The 17,625-nt window shown below is 51.7% G+C and carries 18 protein-coding genes, 1 tRNA gene and 1 riboswitch; of the genes, 13 read left to right on the top strand and 6 right to left on the bottom strand.

Translation table 11 applies throughout. The features are described 5' to 3' along the window. Positions 1-12: 12 nt before the first annotated feature. The 3 genes from WC359_01630 to WC359_01620 form a co-directional block, all read right to left on the bottom strand. On the bottom strand, positions 13-1,176 hold the full coding sequence (locus WC359_01630; protein ID MFA5399132.1) for a glycosyltransferase: 1,164 nt from the start codon (positions 1,174-1,176) through the stop codon (positions 13-15). Between the two features lie 25 nt (positions 1,177-1,201). Beyond that, positions 1,202-1,828, bottom strand: a complete 627-nt coding sequence (locus WC359_01625) for a glycerol-3-phosphate acyltransferase (protein MFA5399131.1) — start codon at positions 1,826-1,828, stop codon at positions 1,202-1,204. A gap of 92 nt (positions 1,829-1,920) precedes the next feature. Beyond that, positions 1,921-1,994 (bottom strand) — tRNA-Asp (locus tag WC359_01620). A 167-nt stretch (positions 1,995-2,161) separates the two neighbouring features. Here WC359_01620 and WC359_01615 point away from each other — a divergent pair. From WC359_01615 to WC359_01555, 13 genes are all read left to right on the top strand, one after another. Next, positions 2,162-3,820 (top strand): hypothetical protein, encoded by a 1,659-nt coding sequence (locus WC359_01615; protein MFA5399130.1) that lies wholly within the window; start codon positions 2,162-2,164, stop codon positions 3,818-3,820. Between the two features lie 70 nt (positions 3,821-3,890). Further along, a riboswitch (TPP riboswitch) is annotated at positions 3,891-3,999 on the top strand. A 46-nt stretch (positions 4,000-4,045) separates the two neighbouring features. Continuing rightward, complete coding sequence (thiC, locus tag WC359_01610) at positions 4,046-5,341, top strand: phosphomethylpyrimidine synthase ThiC (protein MFA5399129.1); 1,296 nt, start codon at positions 4,046-4,048, stop codon at positions 5,339-5,341. A 20-nt stretch (positions 5,342-5,361) separates the two neighbouring features. Continuing rightward, a complete protein-coding gene (locus WC359_01605) occupies positions 5,362-6,582 on the top strand; it encodes a CinA family nicotinamide mononucleotide deamidase-related protein (protein MFA5399128.1) in 1,221 nt (406 codons plus the stop codon). Between the two features lie 8 nt (positions 6,583-6,590). Continuing rightward, a complete protein-coding gene (locus WC359_01600; GenBank protein MFA5399127.1) occupies positions 6,591-6,986 on the top strand; it encodes an S-adenosylmethionine decarboxylase in 396 nt (131 codons plus the stop codon). Continuing rightward, positions 6,983-7,870 (top strand): agmatinase, encoded by an 888-nt coding sequence (gene speB / locus WC359_01595; GenBank protein ID MFA5399126.1) that lies wholly within the window; start codon positions 6,983-6,985, stop codon positions 7,868-7,870. Before WC359_01600 ends, speB begins: the two co-directional genes overlap by 4 nt. Positions 7,871-7,968: 98 nt before the next feature. Continuing rightward, positions 7,969-8,793, top strand: coding sequence for a transcription elongation factor GreA (gene greA / locus WC359_01590; protein MFA5399125.1), 825 nt, complete (start codon positions 7,969-7,971; stop codon positions 8,791-8,793). A gap of 193 nt (positions 8,794-8,986) precedes the next feature. Then, positions 8,987-10,171 (top strand): acyl-CoA dehydrogenase family protein, encoded by a 1,185-nt coding sequence (locus WC359_01585; protein MFA5399124.1) that lies wholly within the window; start codon positions 8,987-8,989, stop codon positions 10,169-10,171. Between the two features lie 29 nt (positions 10,172-10,200). Beyond that, on the top strand, positions 10,201-11,331 hold the full coding sequence (locus WC359_01580) for an acyl-CoA dehydrogenase family protein (protein ID MFA5399123.1): 1,131 nt from the start codon (positions 10,201-10,203) through the stop codon (positions 11,329-11,331). 153 nt (positions 11,332-11,484) lie between these two features. After that, on the top strand, positions 11,485-12,237 hold the full coding sequence (rpsB, locus tag WC359_01575) for a 30S ribosomal protein S2 (GenBank protein ID MFA5399122.1): 753 nt from the start codon (positions 11,485-11,487) through the stop codon (positions 12,235-12,237). A 68-nt stretch (positions 12,238-12,305) separates the two neighbouring features. Next, positions 12,306-12,809: a translation elongation factor Ts gene (gene tsf, locus WC359_01570; GenBank protein MFA5399121.1), complete on the top strand. Its 504-nt coding sequence runs from the start codon at positions 12,306-12,308 to the stop codon at positions 12,807-12,809. Positions 12,810-12,811: 2 nt separating this feature from the next. Then, positions 12,812-13,549, top strand: coding sequence for a UMP kinase (pyrH, locus tag WC359_01565; GenBank protein MFA5399120.1), 738 nt, complete (start codon positions 12,812-12,814; stop codon positions 13,547-13,549). After that, positions 13,546-14,103 carry a ribosome recycling factor gene (gene frr, locus WC359_01560; protein ID MFA5399119.1) on the top strand — a complete coding sequence of 186 codons (558 nt, stop codon included), beginning with the start codon at positions 13,546-13,548 and terminating at the stop codon, positions 14,101-14,103. The genes pyrH and frr overlap by 4 nt, the downstream gene beginning before the upstream one ends. A 71-nt stretch (positions 14,104-14,174) precedes the next feature. Further along, complete coding sequence (locus tag WC359_01555) at positions 14,175-15,017, top strand: phosphatidate cytidylyltransferase (protein ID MFA5399118.1); 843 nt, start codon at positions 14,175-14,177, stop codon at positions 15,015-15,017. 73 nt (positions 15,018-15,090) lie between these two features. On the opposite strand, the gene WC359_01550 is transcribed toward WC359_01555, so the two are convergent. From WC359_01550 to WC359_01540, 3 genes are all read right to left on the bottom strand, one after another. After that, positions 15,091-16,260, bottom strand: coding sequence for a 3-hydroxyacyl-CoA dehydrogenase family protein (locus tag WC359_01550; GenBank protein MFA5399117.1), 1,170 nt, complete (start codon positions 16,258-16,260; stop codon positions 15,091-15,093). Between the two features lie 28 nt (positions 16,261-16,288). Further along, positions 16,289-17,065: an enoyl-CoA hydratase-related protein gene (locus WC359_01545; protein ID MFA5399116.1), complete on the bottom strand. Its 777-nt coding sequence runs from the start codon at positions 17,063-17,065 to the stop codon at positions 16,289-16,291. Between the two features lie 116 nt (positions 17,066-17,181). Beyond that, positions 17,182-17,436, bottom strand: a complete 255-nt coding sequence (locus tag WC359_01540) for a hypothetical protein (protein ID MFA5399115.1) — start codon at positions 17,434-17,436, stop codon at positions 17,182-17,184. Between the last annotated feature and the right edge of the window lie 189 nt (positions 17,437-17,625).

Raw genomic sequence — 17,625 nt, 5'->3', positions numbered from 1 at the left:
CGGCTGCAACTTCTACTTTATATTCGAAATGCTCTGGTAAACCCTATCTTTCCAGGCCACGCCCGCACCCAGGGCCCGGCGTGAGGCTCCGACGATCACCGCAAGGATAAGGAAGCTGATGCCCAGCGGGTGAAATAGAAACGAGATCTTTGATCCCCTGAAGTATATGTCCGTAATAACCCTCATCAGCAGTATGACCACCACCTGCACCTGCACAATGACACCCCAATCCATAACGAAGCCTTCTGCAATCAGTGCATTGATCGGACGTGCACATGCCCAGTAAAAAGGCGCCAGAAAAAATATATAGGCTATCAGGACTGACCCGACCATAACCAGCGGAGAGAGGGCTGACACCGAGTAAAACCACTTGATGCACCCCTCTGCCATGGTCCCCATATTGGAATACATTTTAGTGGTCAATACCCCGCTCAGGTTGACCGAGAGAATACGCCGCCCATGTTTGTGCATCTCGATGCCGAACCAGACGTCCTCCATGATCCTCGATTTAACCGATTCGTGTCCCCCGAGCCCCAGGTAATCTTCGCGTTTAAACAGCAGGAATTGCCCGATGGCCAGTGTCGGCCCCGGCTTCTTCCATGAATGGAATAACCAGAGCGGGAACCAGCTCATGACAAGGAAATAGAAAAGGATAGGGATAACAATCTTCTGCGTTATACCGGAGACCTTCTGCCGGGGAAATCCGGAAAGCATAGCGGCATTATTCAAAATTGCCAGCTGAAGCGTACTCCTGATCATGTGAGACCGGCTGACCGTATCAGCGTCGATGAAAAGCAGCCAGCTCCCGCGTGCATTCTGTGAAAGCTGGTGGCAGGCGAAGCATTTCCCGGCCCATCCGTCGGGCAGTGGCTTACCTTTTATTAATTGCAGCCTCTTATCATTTTCGCCTATCCCGCCTACTATCTCTGCCGTTCGGTCGGAGGAGTTATCATCGAGCACAAGCACTTCGAAGTTGGGATAATCCTGATTCAAGACCGAGGCAAGGCACCTGCCTATGTTCTCCTCTTCATTTCTGGCCGGGATCAGGACAGACACAAGAGGCTGGTCCGGGGGAACAGCCGCCTTCCGGGAGGGCCTTTTCAGGGCAGCCAGGTTTAGGATAAGGTTAATAAAGAATAATGCCAGGCCGGCCAGTACAAAAAGTTGATATATCAATTGATCCCGATCCTAAAATATTATGTCAGGCTGTTTTCCTTCTGGACCTGATCCAGCTTCGCAATCGCCCCGAAGTGCCGGGTGATTTCTTCAATCCCTGCAAGTGCTTGATCAGAAGAATGGCAGTAATGCAGGCCATAAAAGCTATTTCCCAGGTATCCGCACCTGTCAGCGACAGGTACACCAGTGTTCCGGCCAGTCCGCACATGACCGTCCAGGCATCGTTGTTTATGAAGAGAAATCCGATAAAGAACAGTATAGCCAGGCAGATGATGATGTCCCATCGGCTCAGGGCTACCAGGGTCCCGGCGAATACCGCCAGCGCCTTTCCGCCGTGAAATCCCAGGAAAGGGGAATACGCATGTCCGAGCACCGCGCAAACAGCGACAATGTAGCCAACCGACTGAGAATAATTAAGCACGCACAGAGCTATAAAGACAAAGGGCATGCTCTTGAGTATGTCCGCTATCAGTGCAACGACACCCCAGACTTTTCCGCCTGCTCTAAAAACGTTGGTCGCTCCGGGATTGCCGTCGCCGAAGTTCCTTATATCCTTTCGCAGCTTTAACCTGCCGATCCACAATGAAAAAGGGCAGGCGCCCAGAAAAAAGGCCGCTATTGCCAGCACTGTAACTATCGCTGTATCGATCATAATGCCCTCATAATCGATTATACGTAGCTTTTCGGATGACGGCAATGCTATAGAAAAAGCAGATGGGTGTCAAGCATGGAAAAAATTGGACACGACCCCGATGGGATTCGAACCCACGATCTCCACCGTGACAGGGTGGCATGTTAGACCGCTACACCACGGGGCCATGAATACGTAAAGCAGCCAGAAGGGGCTGAAACTGCTGTAAAAGTCTATCAACATAGGTAAGCAGTGTCAAACCAGCGGCCATCACGTTTAAACAATTGATTTATCATCTTTTTTATTATAAGCTTACACTTGATTCATAAGTATCTGCCGATTATGGAGATTGTAATGGTATTTGAATACCGCAACATTAAAACCTCTGTTACCCCCGGGATTCTATTTTTCGCCGCAGCGTTGCTTCCCATTATGCTGTCGATCATATTGATGATGCCCTCCCGCGTCTATGCAACGTCGATCACGCTGAATCCTGACTCGGGCAAGATGGGTACGAAGATAACCATCACCGGGGACGGGTTCATCGGCAAGATGGCGACGATTTACTGGGATGATAAAAAACTGGTGCAAAACGTCCCCATCTCCAAATCTGGAGAGATCAACCATAAATTCGATGTCCCTACCGCATCCAAGGGCATTCATGTAGTGAAAGTGACCGATGACAGCAACTGGTCGAATATCACGGCAACTTCCAATTTTTCAGTCCGCCCCAGCATCCTGTGTGAGCCGCCCTGGGGTAAGATCAATACTCGCATCTATATTTTCGGCTACGGCTTTGCGCCTAACGAAAGCGAAATCAAATTCAACTGGGACGGCACTCCCCTGTCCAAATCGCCGATTCAGGCTGACAAAACAGGCTCATGGAGCGCCCAGTTCGATGTGCCCACGGTGCCGAAGGGCGAATACATTATAAACGCCATCAGCCCCTCTACAGGCCCGGGCGAAGTTCCTGATCTGGTATTCACTGTATCTCCCTTCTGTAAATCAACACCGGCATCAGGCCCGGTCGGAACCAGGGTAACCATTACGGGTGTCGGTTTTAGACCCGGAGAAGATGGCCTGACATTCACGTGGGACGGCCCCATAATTGATACTAACGTGGTGGCTCAGCCCAACGGCACATTCAGCTACGTCATCACCGTGCCGCCCTCCGTTAAGGGACGGCATGTACTGGGTGTTTACGGCAGCAGCTTTACACCCATCGGTATCGTGCCCGACCTCGAATTTGAGGTCACATCCAGTATTCAACTTATGCCCAGTACCGTCATCGGCAGCAGGGATGTGAGAATTGACGGCAGCGGATTCAACGCAGATGAGATAATCGCCATTAAATATGATAGGTCGGCGACGGATGCAACCACTACCACTGATGCCCGGGGCAGTTTCACCCTGACCATGAAAGCGCCTTCCAAGGCGGGCAAAACGCACACAATAGAGGCCGCCGGCAACAAGGGTGGCCTTGCGCAGGCCAGCTACACGTCCGGCTCCCTGCCGCCGCCATCGCTTCAGCTTCTCTCTCCCGGCCCCGGCGCAACTTTTTATAACTATAATTCAGTGATAGATACTATAACAGGATTATTTAAATCACCCGGTAGTCTGCTCGGAATCGGTCCCGCACCGCAGTCAGGCGGCGCCGATGCTTCCCTTGCCGTACTGGGATGGTCGGCAAATACTGATACCACGGGGATGAAATACTCACTTCAGATATCAATATCGCCGGATTTCGCCGGAACAGCCATGCAGAAAGACGATATCACCACAACATCGTTCAACCTGCAGCGGTCCATGCTGCCCGATACAGGCACTTATTACTGGCGGGTGCGGGCGGTCAATGATGCGGGAGAAATCGGCCAATGGTCGAACTCCTGGCAATTTGAATCCAGAGCGGCCTCGCCTCTGGTGATCGCCATCGCCTTGACTATCATTGCTTTAATCATAGCCATAATCGTGTTCGGCATCATTGCTCTTATCAGCAGGAGCAGATATAGATAGAATCAAGAATCACGCTTTTACTTGTATTTTAAAGCGTTGCCATGCTATATTAACCATTGCTAATAATTAAATTAGCCGCTGGGGGTGCTTAGACTGGCAGGCTGAGACTCCGTTCGACCGGAGAACCCTTGAAACCTGCTCTCGGTAATTCGAGCGTAGGGAAGCGGTAACAGCCAAGGGTTACGCTTGTAAGACGGCGACTCTTGGTTTTTTATTTTTAATACAATGACACAAATAGAGCAGGCAAAAAAAGGCATCGTCTCTCCCGAGATGAAAAAGGTTGCTTTCGCAGAGCAACTGGATGCCGATTGCCTCTGTCAGAACATAGCATCGGGCAGCGCTGTCATCCCCGCCAATGTAAATCACCCGATAAGCGGTGTCTGCGGGATAGGCAAAGGGCTGAAAATCAAGGTTAATGCCAATATCGGTACTTCATCAGATGTGGGCACTATGGCAGGTGAACTGGAGAAGCTCCGTGTGTCGATTAAATACGGCGCCGATACGGTCATGGACCTCAGCACCGGCGGCGATATCAGGGCAGTGCGCCGTGCCATTTTAAAGCAGAGCAGCGTTCCCATAGGCACGGTCCCCATCTACCAGGCTATGGTAGAGGCCGGCCAAAAGTACGGGCCTATAGTTAAGGCTACTGCGGATGATATATTTAAAGCCATCGAGGAACAGGCCGCCGAAGGTGTTGACTTTGTAACAGTCCACTGCGGTGTTACTCAAAGCGCCATACGATCCTTAAAGAGCCAGCGACGTGTCACAGACGTGGTATCACGCGGAGGGGCTTTTCTGCTTGGCTGGATGCTTTATCACGAAAAAGAGAACCCTCTTTATGAACACTACGATAGGCTGCTCGATATAGCCGCCAGGTATGATGTTACTCTCAGCCTGGGCGACGGCATGAGGCCGGGCAGCCTGGCCGATGCCTCCGACCGTCCCCAGATACAGGAATTGGTCACGCTGGGTGAGCTGGTGGAGCGCGCCTGGAAGGCGGGAGTACAGGTCATGGTTGAAGGGCCGGGACACCTGCCGCTGAATCATATCGGGATGAATATGCAGTTGCAGAAGAGCCTGTGCAAAGGCGCGCCTTTTTATGTACTGGGACCCCTGGTTACCGACGTAGGCGCTGGCTACGATCATATCACCGGTGCTATCGGCGGTGCCATTGCTGGCGCATACGGAGCGGATTTCCTCTGCTATGTGACACCTGCCGAGCATCTTTCACTTCCCGACTCCGAGGACGTCAGAAATGGAGTTATCGCTTCCCGCATAGCCGCTCACGCGGCAGATATCGTCAGGAGCCAGGGTAAGGCTGCCGATTGGGACCGCCGGATGTCCACGGCCCGCAAACACCTGGACTGGGATGCACAGGCCGAGTTATCCATCGATACCGATAAGGCCAAAGAAATAAGGTCTAAATATGCGGTGAAGGGGCGCGCCTGCAGCATGTGCGGGGAATATTGCGCCATGGACCTGGTTGAAAAGTACCTGGGTGTTACAGCCAATAAATGTTAACAGGGATATTATGTCGTTAGATGAAGGCAGAAGTAATTTCGATCGGCACTGAGTTACTGCTCGGCGAGATAACGGATCTGAACGCCGCTTATCTGGCCAGCCAATTGCCTTTACTCGGCATAGATCTGCATTTTATATCCACCGTGGGCGACAACAGGCAAAGGCTCATCGAGACTCTCAATCACGCCTGGCAGAGGTCCGACATCATCATTACAACGGGTGGACTGGGACCGACTGAGGATGACATTACACGCGAAGCAATCGCAGACTTTTTCCAGGAACCCATATCGATAGACCAGTCACTGGTTGCGCAGTTCAAGGAGCTTTTCAAGCATTTCAATATGGAGATGCCTGAGAGCAATATAAAGCAGGCCGCCGTTATCCCGTCCTGCCAGGTCATCCCCAATCCGCGTGGTACGGCGCCCGGCTGGTGGGTGGAGCGAGACAGACACGTTATCATCGCAATGCCCGGACCTCCCGGTGAGATGCAGCAGATGTGGTCGAGCGTTGTGGCGCCAAGGCTGCAGCGCGAGTTCTGCGCAGCTGTCATTTATTCCAGCACCGTAAAAACATTCAGCCTCAGCGAGGCTAAACTGGGGGAGATTACGAAGTCATTTCTGCTTGCCCGTAATCCCACTGTAGGCATTTACGCCAAGCCCGACGGCATTCACCTTCGCATCGCAGCTAAAGCCGATTCCCTGGATCAGGCCAAGCATCTGGTAAAAACCACCACCGATGAAATACGTCCCCTCGTGGGCGATTATATCTGGGGCACGGATACCGATACGCTTGAGACGATCATCGCGGATTTATTCATCAAGAAAAATATGAGCCTCTCCACAATGGAAACCGATACCGGCGGCATACTGGCCAACACTATAACCAATGTGCCGGGTGGCTCACAATTTTTTAAATGTGGTATAGTGATTAACCGCTCTGAGCTGGGAGAAAGATGCGGCATCGACAAGAACGTGATATCCCGATATGGACCGCTGAGCCCGGAAGCCGTTCGCGAGATGGCCACTTCAGTCAGGCGGGAATTCGATACTTCAGTCGGTGTCGGACTGGCCGGCGTCATTGAGAATGGTGATGCTGTCCATAAGCTGGGAACCATCCTGATAGGAATCGACGACGGCAAGAAAACATACACATTCCAGCGGACCTATCCCGGAACACGGCTGCAGATTAAGCAGAGGGCTGCCATCGCCGCCCTGTTTGAATTAAGAAAAATCATGCTGTAGGAGATAAAATGCACCTGATAATTGATGGATTTGGAAAAAATAAAACGATACTCCAGGATGAGAGCTTCATTCACGATCTGCTTAACGCCTACCCGGGTAAGATAGGCATGACCAAGATATCGGACCCGATTGTATTCAGATACTCAGGCGCCAAACCCGAGGACTGGGGAGTATCCGGCCTTGTATTTATAGCGGAGAGCCATATAAGCCTGCACACCTTCGTTGAACGCGCCTTCATCAACATCGATGTATTCTCCTGCAAGGATTTTGATGCGGAACGTATCATCAGGGATATGCGGGATAAATTCGAATTGACAAGGATGAGGAGTTGTCTGGTGCGGCGCGAATGGGAGCCGGGAGAGCTCAAAGAATGCCGGGAAGTCCTTGAAGTCAACTCGATATGAGCGAAATCAGCCATCTGTTGAGCCAACCGGGCAATTTCGCCGGGCTACCTTCTCCACACTCCGATTACAAATCCTCCCGTGTGGCAGTGCTGCCCGTGCCCTACGACGGCACAACGGAATGGCACAGCGGCACACGCAACGGCCCCAGGGCCATCATCGAAGCATCTTACTATCTGGAATGGTACGATATCGAGCTCGGCAAAGAGCTCTACAGCATGGGAATACATACACTTCCCGGCATCGAGCCCGTTATGGACAGCCCTGAAGCCATGGCCGAGCGTGTATACAGCACTGTAAAATCGCTGCTCGATGCGAACAAATTTATCGTAATGCTGGGCGGCGAACACTCTATCAGCTATGGATCGATTAAAGCATATAACCAGCAGTACGCCGACTTCTCGGTGCTGCAGCTTGACGCGCATGCCGACCTGCGCGATCAATACCTCGGCACAAAGTTCGGGCACGGCTGCGTTATGCGGCGGGCGCTTGAGATATGTCCGGTGACACAGGTCGGCATTCGCAGTATGAGCCTTGAAGAACATGAGTTTATCAAGTCCAGGGGCTTATCAACTTTCATAGTCGATAATAATAGTCTCAACCTGTCCCATTCCAATATCATCGATTCACTGTTGAAAAATGTCTATATCACCATCGACCTTGACGTTCTGGACCCTTCCATCATGGCTGCGGTAGGCACGCCCGAGCCGGGCGGCATGGGCTGGAGTGATATCCTCAGTTTGCTGAGGGCTGTGGCGGAAAAAAGGAAAATAGTGGGATTTGACCTGGTGGAGCTTTGCCCCGATCAGGGGCCTGCTTCTTGCTCCTTTACAGCCGCCAAACTGGCGTATAAATTAATCGGCTACAGCTTCTTTGCGGGTATGTAACCCGTCAAACCGCACAGGTTGCTAAAGCTCAATCCAGCCTGTTAATAAGATTGACAACTTGCTCGATGCCGTATTAATATTTACCGGTTTAGCGAAAAATGCCCTCGAAACAAAAGCCATTGCCAGTCAATCCTGGAACCAGTCTCGGCGAAGCTGCCACCCGGTTCCTCTCAACTGTATCAACCGAATCAGCCCCGGGGACTCAGCAGGAACTGCTTAAATTCACACGCTGGTATGGCCTGGACAGACCCATCATCGACCTGACCGGACAGGCAACGTCCAGCTATTCCGAACAATTCCACTCAGGTACTTCCCAGACTATAGAACATCTCAACACTATAAAGGCTTTTCTATCATTCTGCTATAAACAGGGCATGACTTCGTCCAATCTGGCGCCGCATATCAGGGTGAAAAAGCCGTCCGTCAGACAACAAACACCGGGTGCAGTTAAAGTCGAGGAACCCATAATTCTCACCAGGGAAGGGCATGAGGAATTGAAGCGGAAGCTGGATGCGCTGAAAGAAGAGAGGCCGAAGATCAGTGAGGAGTTAAGAAGGGCTGCGGCGGACAAAGACTTCCGCGAAAACGCGCCGCTGGAGGCTGCGCGCGAAAAACAGGGCCATGTCGAGGGACAGATACGCGACCTGGAGAACACGCTGAAGCGCGCTAAAGTGATCGAGTCGCCGGAGGAGAAAAGCCACAGAATAACGATGGGGGATACGGTTATTATATCTTTCGTGGAATCAGGCGAGAGAATACAGTACACGCTGGTCAGCTCCAAAGAGGCCAATATCCAGCAGGGTAAGATCTCACTTAGTTCACCGATGGGGCAGGCACTTTTCAATAAAGAAGCCGGCGAAGCGCTGGAAGTGACGGCCCCTTCAGGAGTACTCAAATATCGAATTATCGAGATATTAAAATAGTGATTGACGGAGCAATCAAGCGCCGGTGACTGCAGCCCAAATTATTAGCTGACTTTAATTATCGGTCGGTTTTAATTATAATAATACGGTTTTAAAGCACGGTCATTGATGTGAGCCAATTCACAGGCTACGGGTATAAAGCGGGAAACTATTAATTTAGTACAAAAATACGAATTAATAATAAGGAGGAACCATGGACTTTAGACTGACGGACAAACAGATAGAACACAGAAAGGAGTGTTACAAGGTCTGCGCAGAACTGGACAAGAAGAAGCCCAAGAGTTGGGTTGGCTTCGAAAGCCAGTTCGACACCGAAGAAGGCTGGAATTTCCACCGGTACTGCGCCAAAGAGTTCGCCAAAAGAGGCTGGCTTGCTCTCGGTTGGCCCAAGGAATACGGCGGAACCGGTGAAATGATGGACAAGGTTCTCTTCGCCGAGGCGCGCGGCTATTACGACCTTGCCGGCTCCGATATCTTCGGCGTGTCTATGCTTGCCCCGACCCTGCTTGCTGCAGGCAGCGAAGAGATAAAGAAGGAGTTCCTGCCCAAAATTGCCAACGCCGAACTCATGTTCTGCGAACTCTGGAGCGAACCCAACTCAGGATCGGACCTGGCGGGACTGCAGTCGTCAGCAGTGCGCAAGGGCGACGAATTTATCGTCAATGGCCAGAAGACCTGGAACACCGGCGCTCATTTTGCCGACTGGGCATTCGGCGTCTACAAATCGGACCCCAACGCCAAGAAGCACCACAACCTCACCTTTATGCTGTGCGATATGAAAAGCCCCGGCATCACAGTAAAGGGCATACCCTACATGAGCGGCTCCCACGTATATAATGAAGTTTACCTAGATGACGTGCACATCCCCACCAAGTATATCGTCGGACAGGAGAACGAAGGCTGGGCCGTGGTCAACGTGCTGGCTGGCTTCGAAAGGTCCAACCTCGATATGGTTTACGGATTGGTCAGGGGCGTGGAAGAGCTGGTCAACTACTGCAATGAAACTAAACGCGGCGGACAGCTTCTGTCAAGGGACCCCATGGTAAGAAATAAGGTAGCAGATATGGCATGCCAGCTCGAGGCCGTGCGCACACTGGCCTATCGCGTAGCCGACCAGCAGAACAGGAATGAGATGGGTCTGATGGACGCTGCCGCAGTAAAAGTCTTCGCCAGCGAACTTATGGAAAAATACGCTCACGTAGCTTGCGACATTTTAGGACCCTATGGCCAGGCCGAGCACTCTAAATTTGCCAAGATGAACGGCGGCCCCGCGTATACCTACCAGGGCTGCTTCGTGCCTATAGTGTCGATGGGCACCAACGAAATCCAGCGCAACATCATTGCCTGGTACGGCCTCGGCCTTCCCCGGATGAAATAATCAGGATGCGTAATTAGTAAGGAGGAAATATGGATCTCAGATTTACAGAACAGCAAGAGATTTTGAAAAAGTCAGCCAGGGATTTCCTCACCAAGGAATGCCCCAAGGCCAAGGTCAGAGAGCTGGCAAAAGATCCTAAGGGTTACGACCCCGCGTTGTGGCAGAAAATGGCCGAGCTGGGCTGGCTTGGCTTTAATATCCCGGAAGATTACGAGGGGATGGGATACTCCTTCGAAGATCTGACCATGCACATCGAAGAGGTCGGCAAGAATATCCTTCCCGGGCCCTACATCAGCACGGTTGTCAATACCTTCGCGATCGTAGAAGCAGGCTCCGATGAGATGAAGAAAGACCTGCTGCCCAAGATCTCCAACGGCAACTGCATCCTCACACTGGCCTGGTTTGAGGAAAACGGCCTGTTCGACGCATCCGGCATCACTCTTAAAGCCGCACCTAAGGGCAATGATTACATACTGAACGGCACCAAGGTATTCGTCGATAGCGCCCACGTGGCCGACAATATGATCGTCGTAGCCAGGACCAAGGACGGCAGTGGCGAAGACGGCATCACCCTTTTCCTGGTGGATGCCAAATCGTCCGGCATCAAGACCGAGGTTATACCCACTATTGCCCACGATCACCTCTGCGAAGTGGTATTCAAAGACGTGGCCGTCCCGGCCAAGAACGTTCTGGGCAAGGTTGACAAGGGCTGGTCGATTCTTCAGACGATCATCCGCAAGGGCTCCATCCTTAAATCCGCGGAGTCCCTGGGTGGACTTACGACCGTGGTCGAGATGACCGTGGCATATGCCAAAGAGCGCGTGCAGTACGACAGGCCCATCGGCGCCTTCCAGGCACTGCAGCACAAGATGTCCGATATGTGGATGACCATGGGCACCAGCAGGTATCTGCTTTACGAGGCGGCCTGGATGGAATCCAACGATCTACCCAGCGCCAAGGAAGCTTCCATGGCCAAGGCTTATATCAACGAGGCATACAAGACGGTCACAGCCCTGGGCGTAAAGCTTCACGGCGGCATCGGTACGAGCTACGATCATGACGCCCCGCTGTACTTCCAGAGAGCCAAGGCGGCCGATACAGTTTACGGCAGCACCGATTTCCACAGGGAACTCGTTGCACAGCAAATAGGCCTCAAATAACAGATTCGCAATTTAACAGAATCCCCTGCCCGCGACCGGGCAGGGGATTTTTGTTTGCCTGTTGCACCAAATTGCCCTGAGACTATTGTTATGTTATACTTTTCACCGGTTTTGAATAAGCGACTCTCTCTTGTTTCAGGAGGTTAACAGAATTTGGCAGATTCAGTTACGGTCAAGCAACTCTTGGAAGCCGGCGCCCATTTCGGTCACCAGACCGGGCATTGGCATCCTAAAATGAAGAACTATATCTTCACGCAAAGAAACGGCATACATATCATCGACCTCGAACAGACGGTCACGCTGCTGAACAAGGCCTGCGCATTTGTGAGGGACATGGTCAGCAACGGTCAGACTATCATGTTTGTCGGCACCAAAAAGCAGGCCCAGGATATAATCGAAGAAGAGGCTAAGAGGTGTGGGATGTATTATGTCAACCAGCGCTGGCTGGGCGGCATGCTTACCAATTTCAACACCATACAGGGGAGAATCGATTACCTGGTCAGGCTGGAGGACAAGAACTCGAGGGGCGAGCTTGACTATATGTCAAAGAAAGATAAATTGAAGGTTGAGAAGGAGATGGCCAAGCTCAACAGGCTAATGGGCGGCTTCAAGGAAATGACAGCCCTGCCGGGCGCTATCTTTATCATCGATCCGACCAAGGAGAAAATCGCCCTAAGCGAAGCCCGGAAAGTCGGCGTGAAACTTGTGGCTACGGTTGACACCAACTGCAATCCCGACGGAATCGATTACATCGTCCCGGCAAACGACGATGCTATCAAGGCCATCAAAGTTATCTGCATGCATATCGCTGATGCCGTCCTCGAAGGCAAGATGCTTGCCGAAGCGGGAGAGACCAAGGAAGAGGAAACCGAGGAACCGGTCGCAGCAGAGATAACCTCGCCCTGATTTCCTCATTCCCGCTTATCACTGTTACTTTGAGCGAATAGCTCTCACGATGCCAAAGGAGGACTGATTTGGATATCTCAGCAAATACAGTTAAAGAGCTCCGGCAGAAAACAGGGGCCGGTGTAATGGATTGCAAGAAAGCCCTGACCGAAGCCGGGGGCAATTTCGATAAAGCCTGCGCGATTATCACGGAACGCGGGCTGTCAATTGCCAAGAAAAAATCCGAACGGTCGGCCGAGCAGGGCGTGATCGAGTGTTACGTGCACACGGGCAACCATCTGGGAGTCATGATTGAACTGAATTGTGAGACCGATTTTGTGGCCCGTACTCCGGAATTCAAGGAACTTGCGCATAATATAGCGCTGCAGGTCTCCGCTATGGCGCCCCAGTATATTTCCAAGGACGATCTGCCCGCAGGTAATGAGGAAGATCCGGCAACAATATGCCTGCTGCTTCAACCCTTTATCAAAGATCCGGCCAAATCGATACAGGATATAATAACCGAGACAGTTGCAAAAACAGGTGAGAATATTAGAATCCGCAGGTTCGTACGTTTTGAACTGGGCTATTGAAATTGTCTACCCGAAAGACAAATTCTAAAAGAGTACTCCTTAAGCTGAGCGGCGAAGCCCTCATGGGGGATAGCAGTTTCGGTATTGATCCTCTCATACTGGATTTAATAGCCAAACAGATTAAAAAAGTCAACGAACAGGGAATAGAGGTGGCGATCGTGGTGGGCGGCGGCAATTTCTGGAGGGGCGCAGCCGCTGAGGCTGCCGGCATGGACCGGGCTACGGCCGACTATGCCGGAATGCTGGCAACCATTATCAATGCACTGGCCCTTCAAGACGCCCTGGAAAACAACCACGTCGTCAGCAGGACCCAGTCAGCTATCACGGTCCAGGCCATAGCCGAGCCACACATCCGCAGAAGAGCCATACGTCACCTCGAGAAAAAACGCGTAGTAATCTTTGCAGGCGGCACGGGAAATCCCTATATGACCACGGATACGGCTGCTGCATTACGCGCCATCGAGATCAACGCTGACGTGTTGCTGGTAGCCAAGAACAGGGTGGACGGCATTTACGATTCCGATCCCAGGAAGAATCCGAAAGCCAAGAAATACCGGCACCTTACGCACAGGGAAGCGCTCGCCCTTCAACTTGAGGTAATGGATATCACAGCTTTTTCATTGTGCCAGCAGAACAAACTGCCTATAATTGTATTCGATTCACAGGAAAAGGACAGTATAATCAGAGTCATCGAGGGAGAAGATATCGGGACAAGGGTCACCAGTGAGGATAAGGAATGACGGATAAGATACTGAAGAATGCTGACTCCAGGATGAAAAAGTGCATCGAAGCTTTGAATAAGGAATTGTCATCCATCCGAACCGGGCGCGCGTCTCCTGCCCTGGTCGAACATATCAAAGTCGACTACTTCGGTGTTTTAACACCGCTGATACAACTTGCTTCCATCTCGGTCCCAGACCCCAAAACTATCTCCATACATCCCTGGGACCGCACTATCATCAACACTATCGACAAAGCTATATTGAAATCCGATTTAGGGCTTAACCCCATCAACGACGGCAACAACATCAGAATCTCCATCCCGGCTCTTACAGAGGATAGGCGAAAAGATTTGATCAAGATTGTACATAAGAGACTTGAGGAATCGCGGGTGGCCGTGCGTAATATTCGCCGGGAAGCTGTCGAAGAGCTAAAAGCATCTGAGAAAAATAAGGAGATCTCCCAGGATCAGAGTATACGAGCCTCCGAGCAGATACAGAAGCTCACAGACAGCTATATCGATAACGTCAACAGGATAGGCAAAGGCAAGGAAGCTGAGATTCTGGAGGTATAAAACCCTCTCCGGGGCTTAACCGCCTTCGGACCTGTTGGCTGCCCGCTGCCGGCCATTAGCTTTTAAGGGAAATGATAGTCAAGCGAATTGTAACCGGACTTGTATTGGCCGCCATTGTTGCGGTTTTGATCATACTGGGCGGCATCCCACTGGTGGCCGCCGCATCTATAGTAGCAGTTTTGGCCTGCATCGAGTTCTATCGAATTGTAAGAGCCCGGGGAGTACAGCCGCTAAGCTGGTTCGGCATGGTATTTGCCGTCCTGCTGATAGTTAACGCCTACATACAGCAGTACAACCTGTCCTTTCTGCCGTATCCCCACGATTTTATTCTGCCGCTTCTATTGTCACTGATGACGCTTGTTCCGCTTATCTGGCTGCTGTTCAGATCAAACAAGGATAACGCTTTTATCAACTGGGGTTGGACCGTAGCCGGTATCCTGTACACGGGATGGCTGCTTTCCTACTATGTAACGATCCGGCAGATGGACAACGGCATGGGCTGGCTTTTCCTGGTACTATCATGCACAGCGCTTTGTGATGTAGGCGCCTATGTTGTAGGCAGCAACCTGGGAAAACATGCTCTGGCAGCATCCGTAAGCCCCGGGAAAACATGGGAGGGAGCGGCCGGGGGCCTGGCATTCTCCATCATAACCGCCGTTATTTTAGCGATCGCATTTAAGCTACCGCTTTATTACTGGCAGATGGTTGCAGCAGGATTGATCATCGGTGTACTTGCAGAGATCGGAGACCTGGTGGAATCTCTTTTGAAACGGAACATGCACACCAAGGATACCGGCAGTTTATTGCCCGGTCACGGTGGTTTTCTCGACCGCATCGACAGCCACCTGCTCATCGCTCCCGTGGCATACTACTTGATCGTTCTGGTAAATAATCAGGGTTGGCTGCCAGGCTAACCACTGGCCGCTTTCCACGGCATCGGATTAACGCCCGGCAACCAACCCCGCCTGTGTTTTACAGTATCTCTACTTAGATAGTGATATTGCCTTTCTTCAAGGTCTCAGTAGGCATGAATTGTTTGATGCCTGTCTTCTTGGCTACGGCCTCGCATTTCTCAGCGACTTTGTCCCATCCCATGCCCTTGGCCAGTGCAAAGGGGCCGAACATGCCGCCGCCGCCGTGCACCATGGCCAGGTCTATCTCGGCGGGAGTCTTGATAACACCTGCCTCGATCAGCTTGGTACCCTCATTGACCTGCAGGCAGATAATGTCCATGGGATCGAAATTAGGATCGGCCTTGCTTACATCGATGGCCGGACGTCCGGCCGACCAATCGAAGAGCCCTTTGCCCGTCTTCTTTCCCAGCTCGCCGGATTTCATTTTCTTCTCAAGCCAGCTGCGCGGCTTATATTCGGGTGAGAGCACTCCGGCCAGGTATTCCTGGCTGTGGTACATCACGTCGAGACCCACGAAATCAAACGTCTCGAACGGGCCCATGGGTATCCCGAGGGATTTAACCTTCGCGTCGGCTGCTTCCGGGGTCACCACGCCTTTCTCCAGCAGCTCTGACATATACAGAGCAGCCGGTGCGCCCAGCCTGTTATAAACGAAGCTCGGGGTGTCTTTTTCAACCCTGATAGGCACCATGGCTCCCCTGAAATTCTTCCAGGTCTTCATCAGGTCGTAGGTTACATCCATGGTCTCATTGGATGTCTTCTCGCCCCTGATCACCTCTGCCAGGGTCATCATGGCCACGGGGTTGAAGAAGTGCAGCCCAGCGACTTTATCGGGTCGATTGGTGGCCGAGGCGATTTTGGTGATGCTCATGTTGGATGTATTAGTGGTCAAAATGGCATGCTTGGGAGCGTTCTCATCGCATTCCTTGAATATCTTCTGCTTGAGCTCCATGATCTCCGGGGCTGCCTCGATCATGAAATCCGCGTCTTTAAGCGCGTCCTTCAACACCGTGAAGCCTTTTAGCAGGCCCATGATCTTGTCCATGGCTTCCTGCGTCATCTTCTGCTTGGAGACCTGCTTGGTAAGACTATCTTTTATCTTACCCATGCCCTTGTCAACGAATTCCTGTTTGATGTCGTACATGTTGACTTTGTAGCCGGCCATGGCGGCAACCTCGGCGATGCCGTGTCCCATGTCGCCGGATCCAACTACCGTGATTGTCTTAACGTCTGCAGCTTTCATTGATACGTATCTCCTGTATGTTATTTATTTATTCACCCGTGAATTTGGCGTCGCGTTTTTCCATAAACGCAGTCATCCCTTCCATAGCATCTTTGGACATTCCAACCATCCTCGAGCCTTCCAGCTCAATATCAAGACCCGCCGCCATATTGGTATCCACACCCAGCACCACTGCGTTCAAAATAGCCTTGAGGGCGAGCGGCGCCCGCTTGCTCAGTGCGGTGGCCATTTCCTTGGCGTCTTTGAGCGTTTCGCCCGGCTTGGATACCTTGTTCAGCAGACCCCATTCGAAAGCCTCTTTGGCATTGATTCTCCTGCCCATAAGTGCGATCTCCAGCGCCCGAGTGCGCCCGATCAGCCTGGGCAGTCTCTGCGTGCCGCCCCAGCCCGGTATGATACCGAGGTTGATCTCCGGCAGGCCGAGTGTCGCCTTTTCGGCTTCGACCATTACTCTAAAATGGCAGGCCATGGCCAGTTCAAATCCCCCGCCGAGGGCAAAGCCGTTGATGGCGGCAACAACCGGCTTGGGACCCCTCTCAATGCGGCTGAAAACCATATGCCCCAATCTGGGCAACCAGATGTTCATGGGATCGGCGAAGCTGGAGATATCAAAGCCGGCGGAAAAGGCCTTCTCACCCCCGCCGGTAATGATAATAGACCGGACAGACTTGTCATTCTCCAGTTCGGCATATGCCTTACCAAGGTTGTCGATTGCCGCGTAATTGAACGGGTTTACCGGCGGCCTGTTTAAGGTAATGATTCCTACCGCACCCTCCCTTTCCAGTAATAGTGTATCGTAAGCCATAAGACCTCCTTGATTGTTTAATTTCGCGCTACATTATAACTCAAATCACTCTATCTCCGCCTGCCAGACAGGCTGGCGTGGCCTCGCCTGAGTTGTGACACAGGCATTATCAGACGTTATCGCTCAACGTCGACTATGGTGGTCCTGGATTGGAAATCGGGTAAAAGGGTTTTGAGCTGCAGCCCAGCAGTTAATTCGAGTTTGTTCATAACCTCGATCAGGTTGTTGACCGCACACATATTTGTGGTGGGCCTCCACCATGCGCAACCATCCTCATCACATAAACAGGTTTCCTTCTTTACGAAACCATCCGCTTCCAGTGTCTTGCTGGTAAATTTTAAAGGGCAATTCAGAATTTTCTGCTTCGGCATTGTATGTCCTCCTCAAGTTCTTTACGCAATGGCTGCTATAGTTACCCTGTACAGACGGAGAATCAGTTAAAGGTCGGTTTCCCCCGGTTTTTGCTACCTCCTTCAACAGAATATTATTATACACGAGGATGCAATAATTTTTAATTGCATTGGGCGTTTACGTTGTCTATAATATGCATACTTATAGCT

The sequence above is a fragment of the Dehalococcoidia bacterium genome, assembly GCA_041653995.1.
In the GTDB taxonomy this organism is placed as follows: Bacteria; Chloroflexota; Dehalococcoidia; order GIF9; family UBA5629; genus CAIMUM01.
This window is presented reverse-complemented; position numbering and strand designations above follow the sequence as displayed.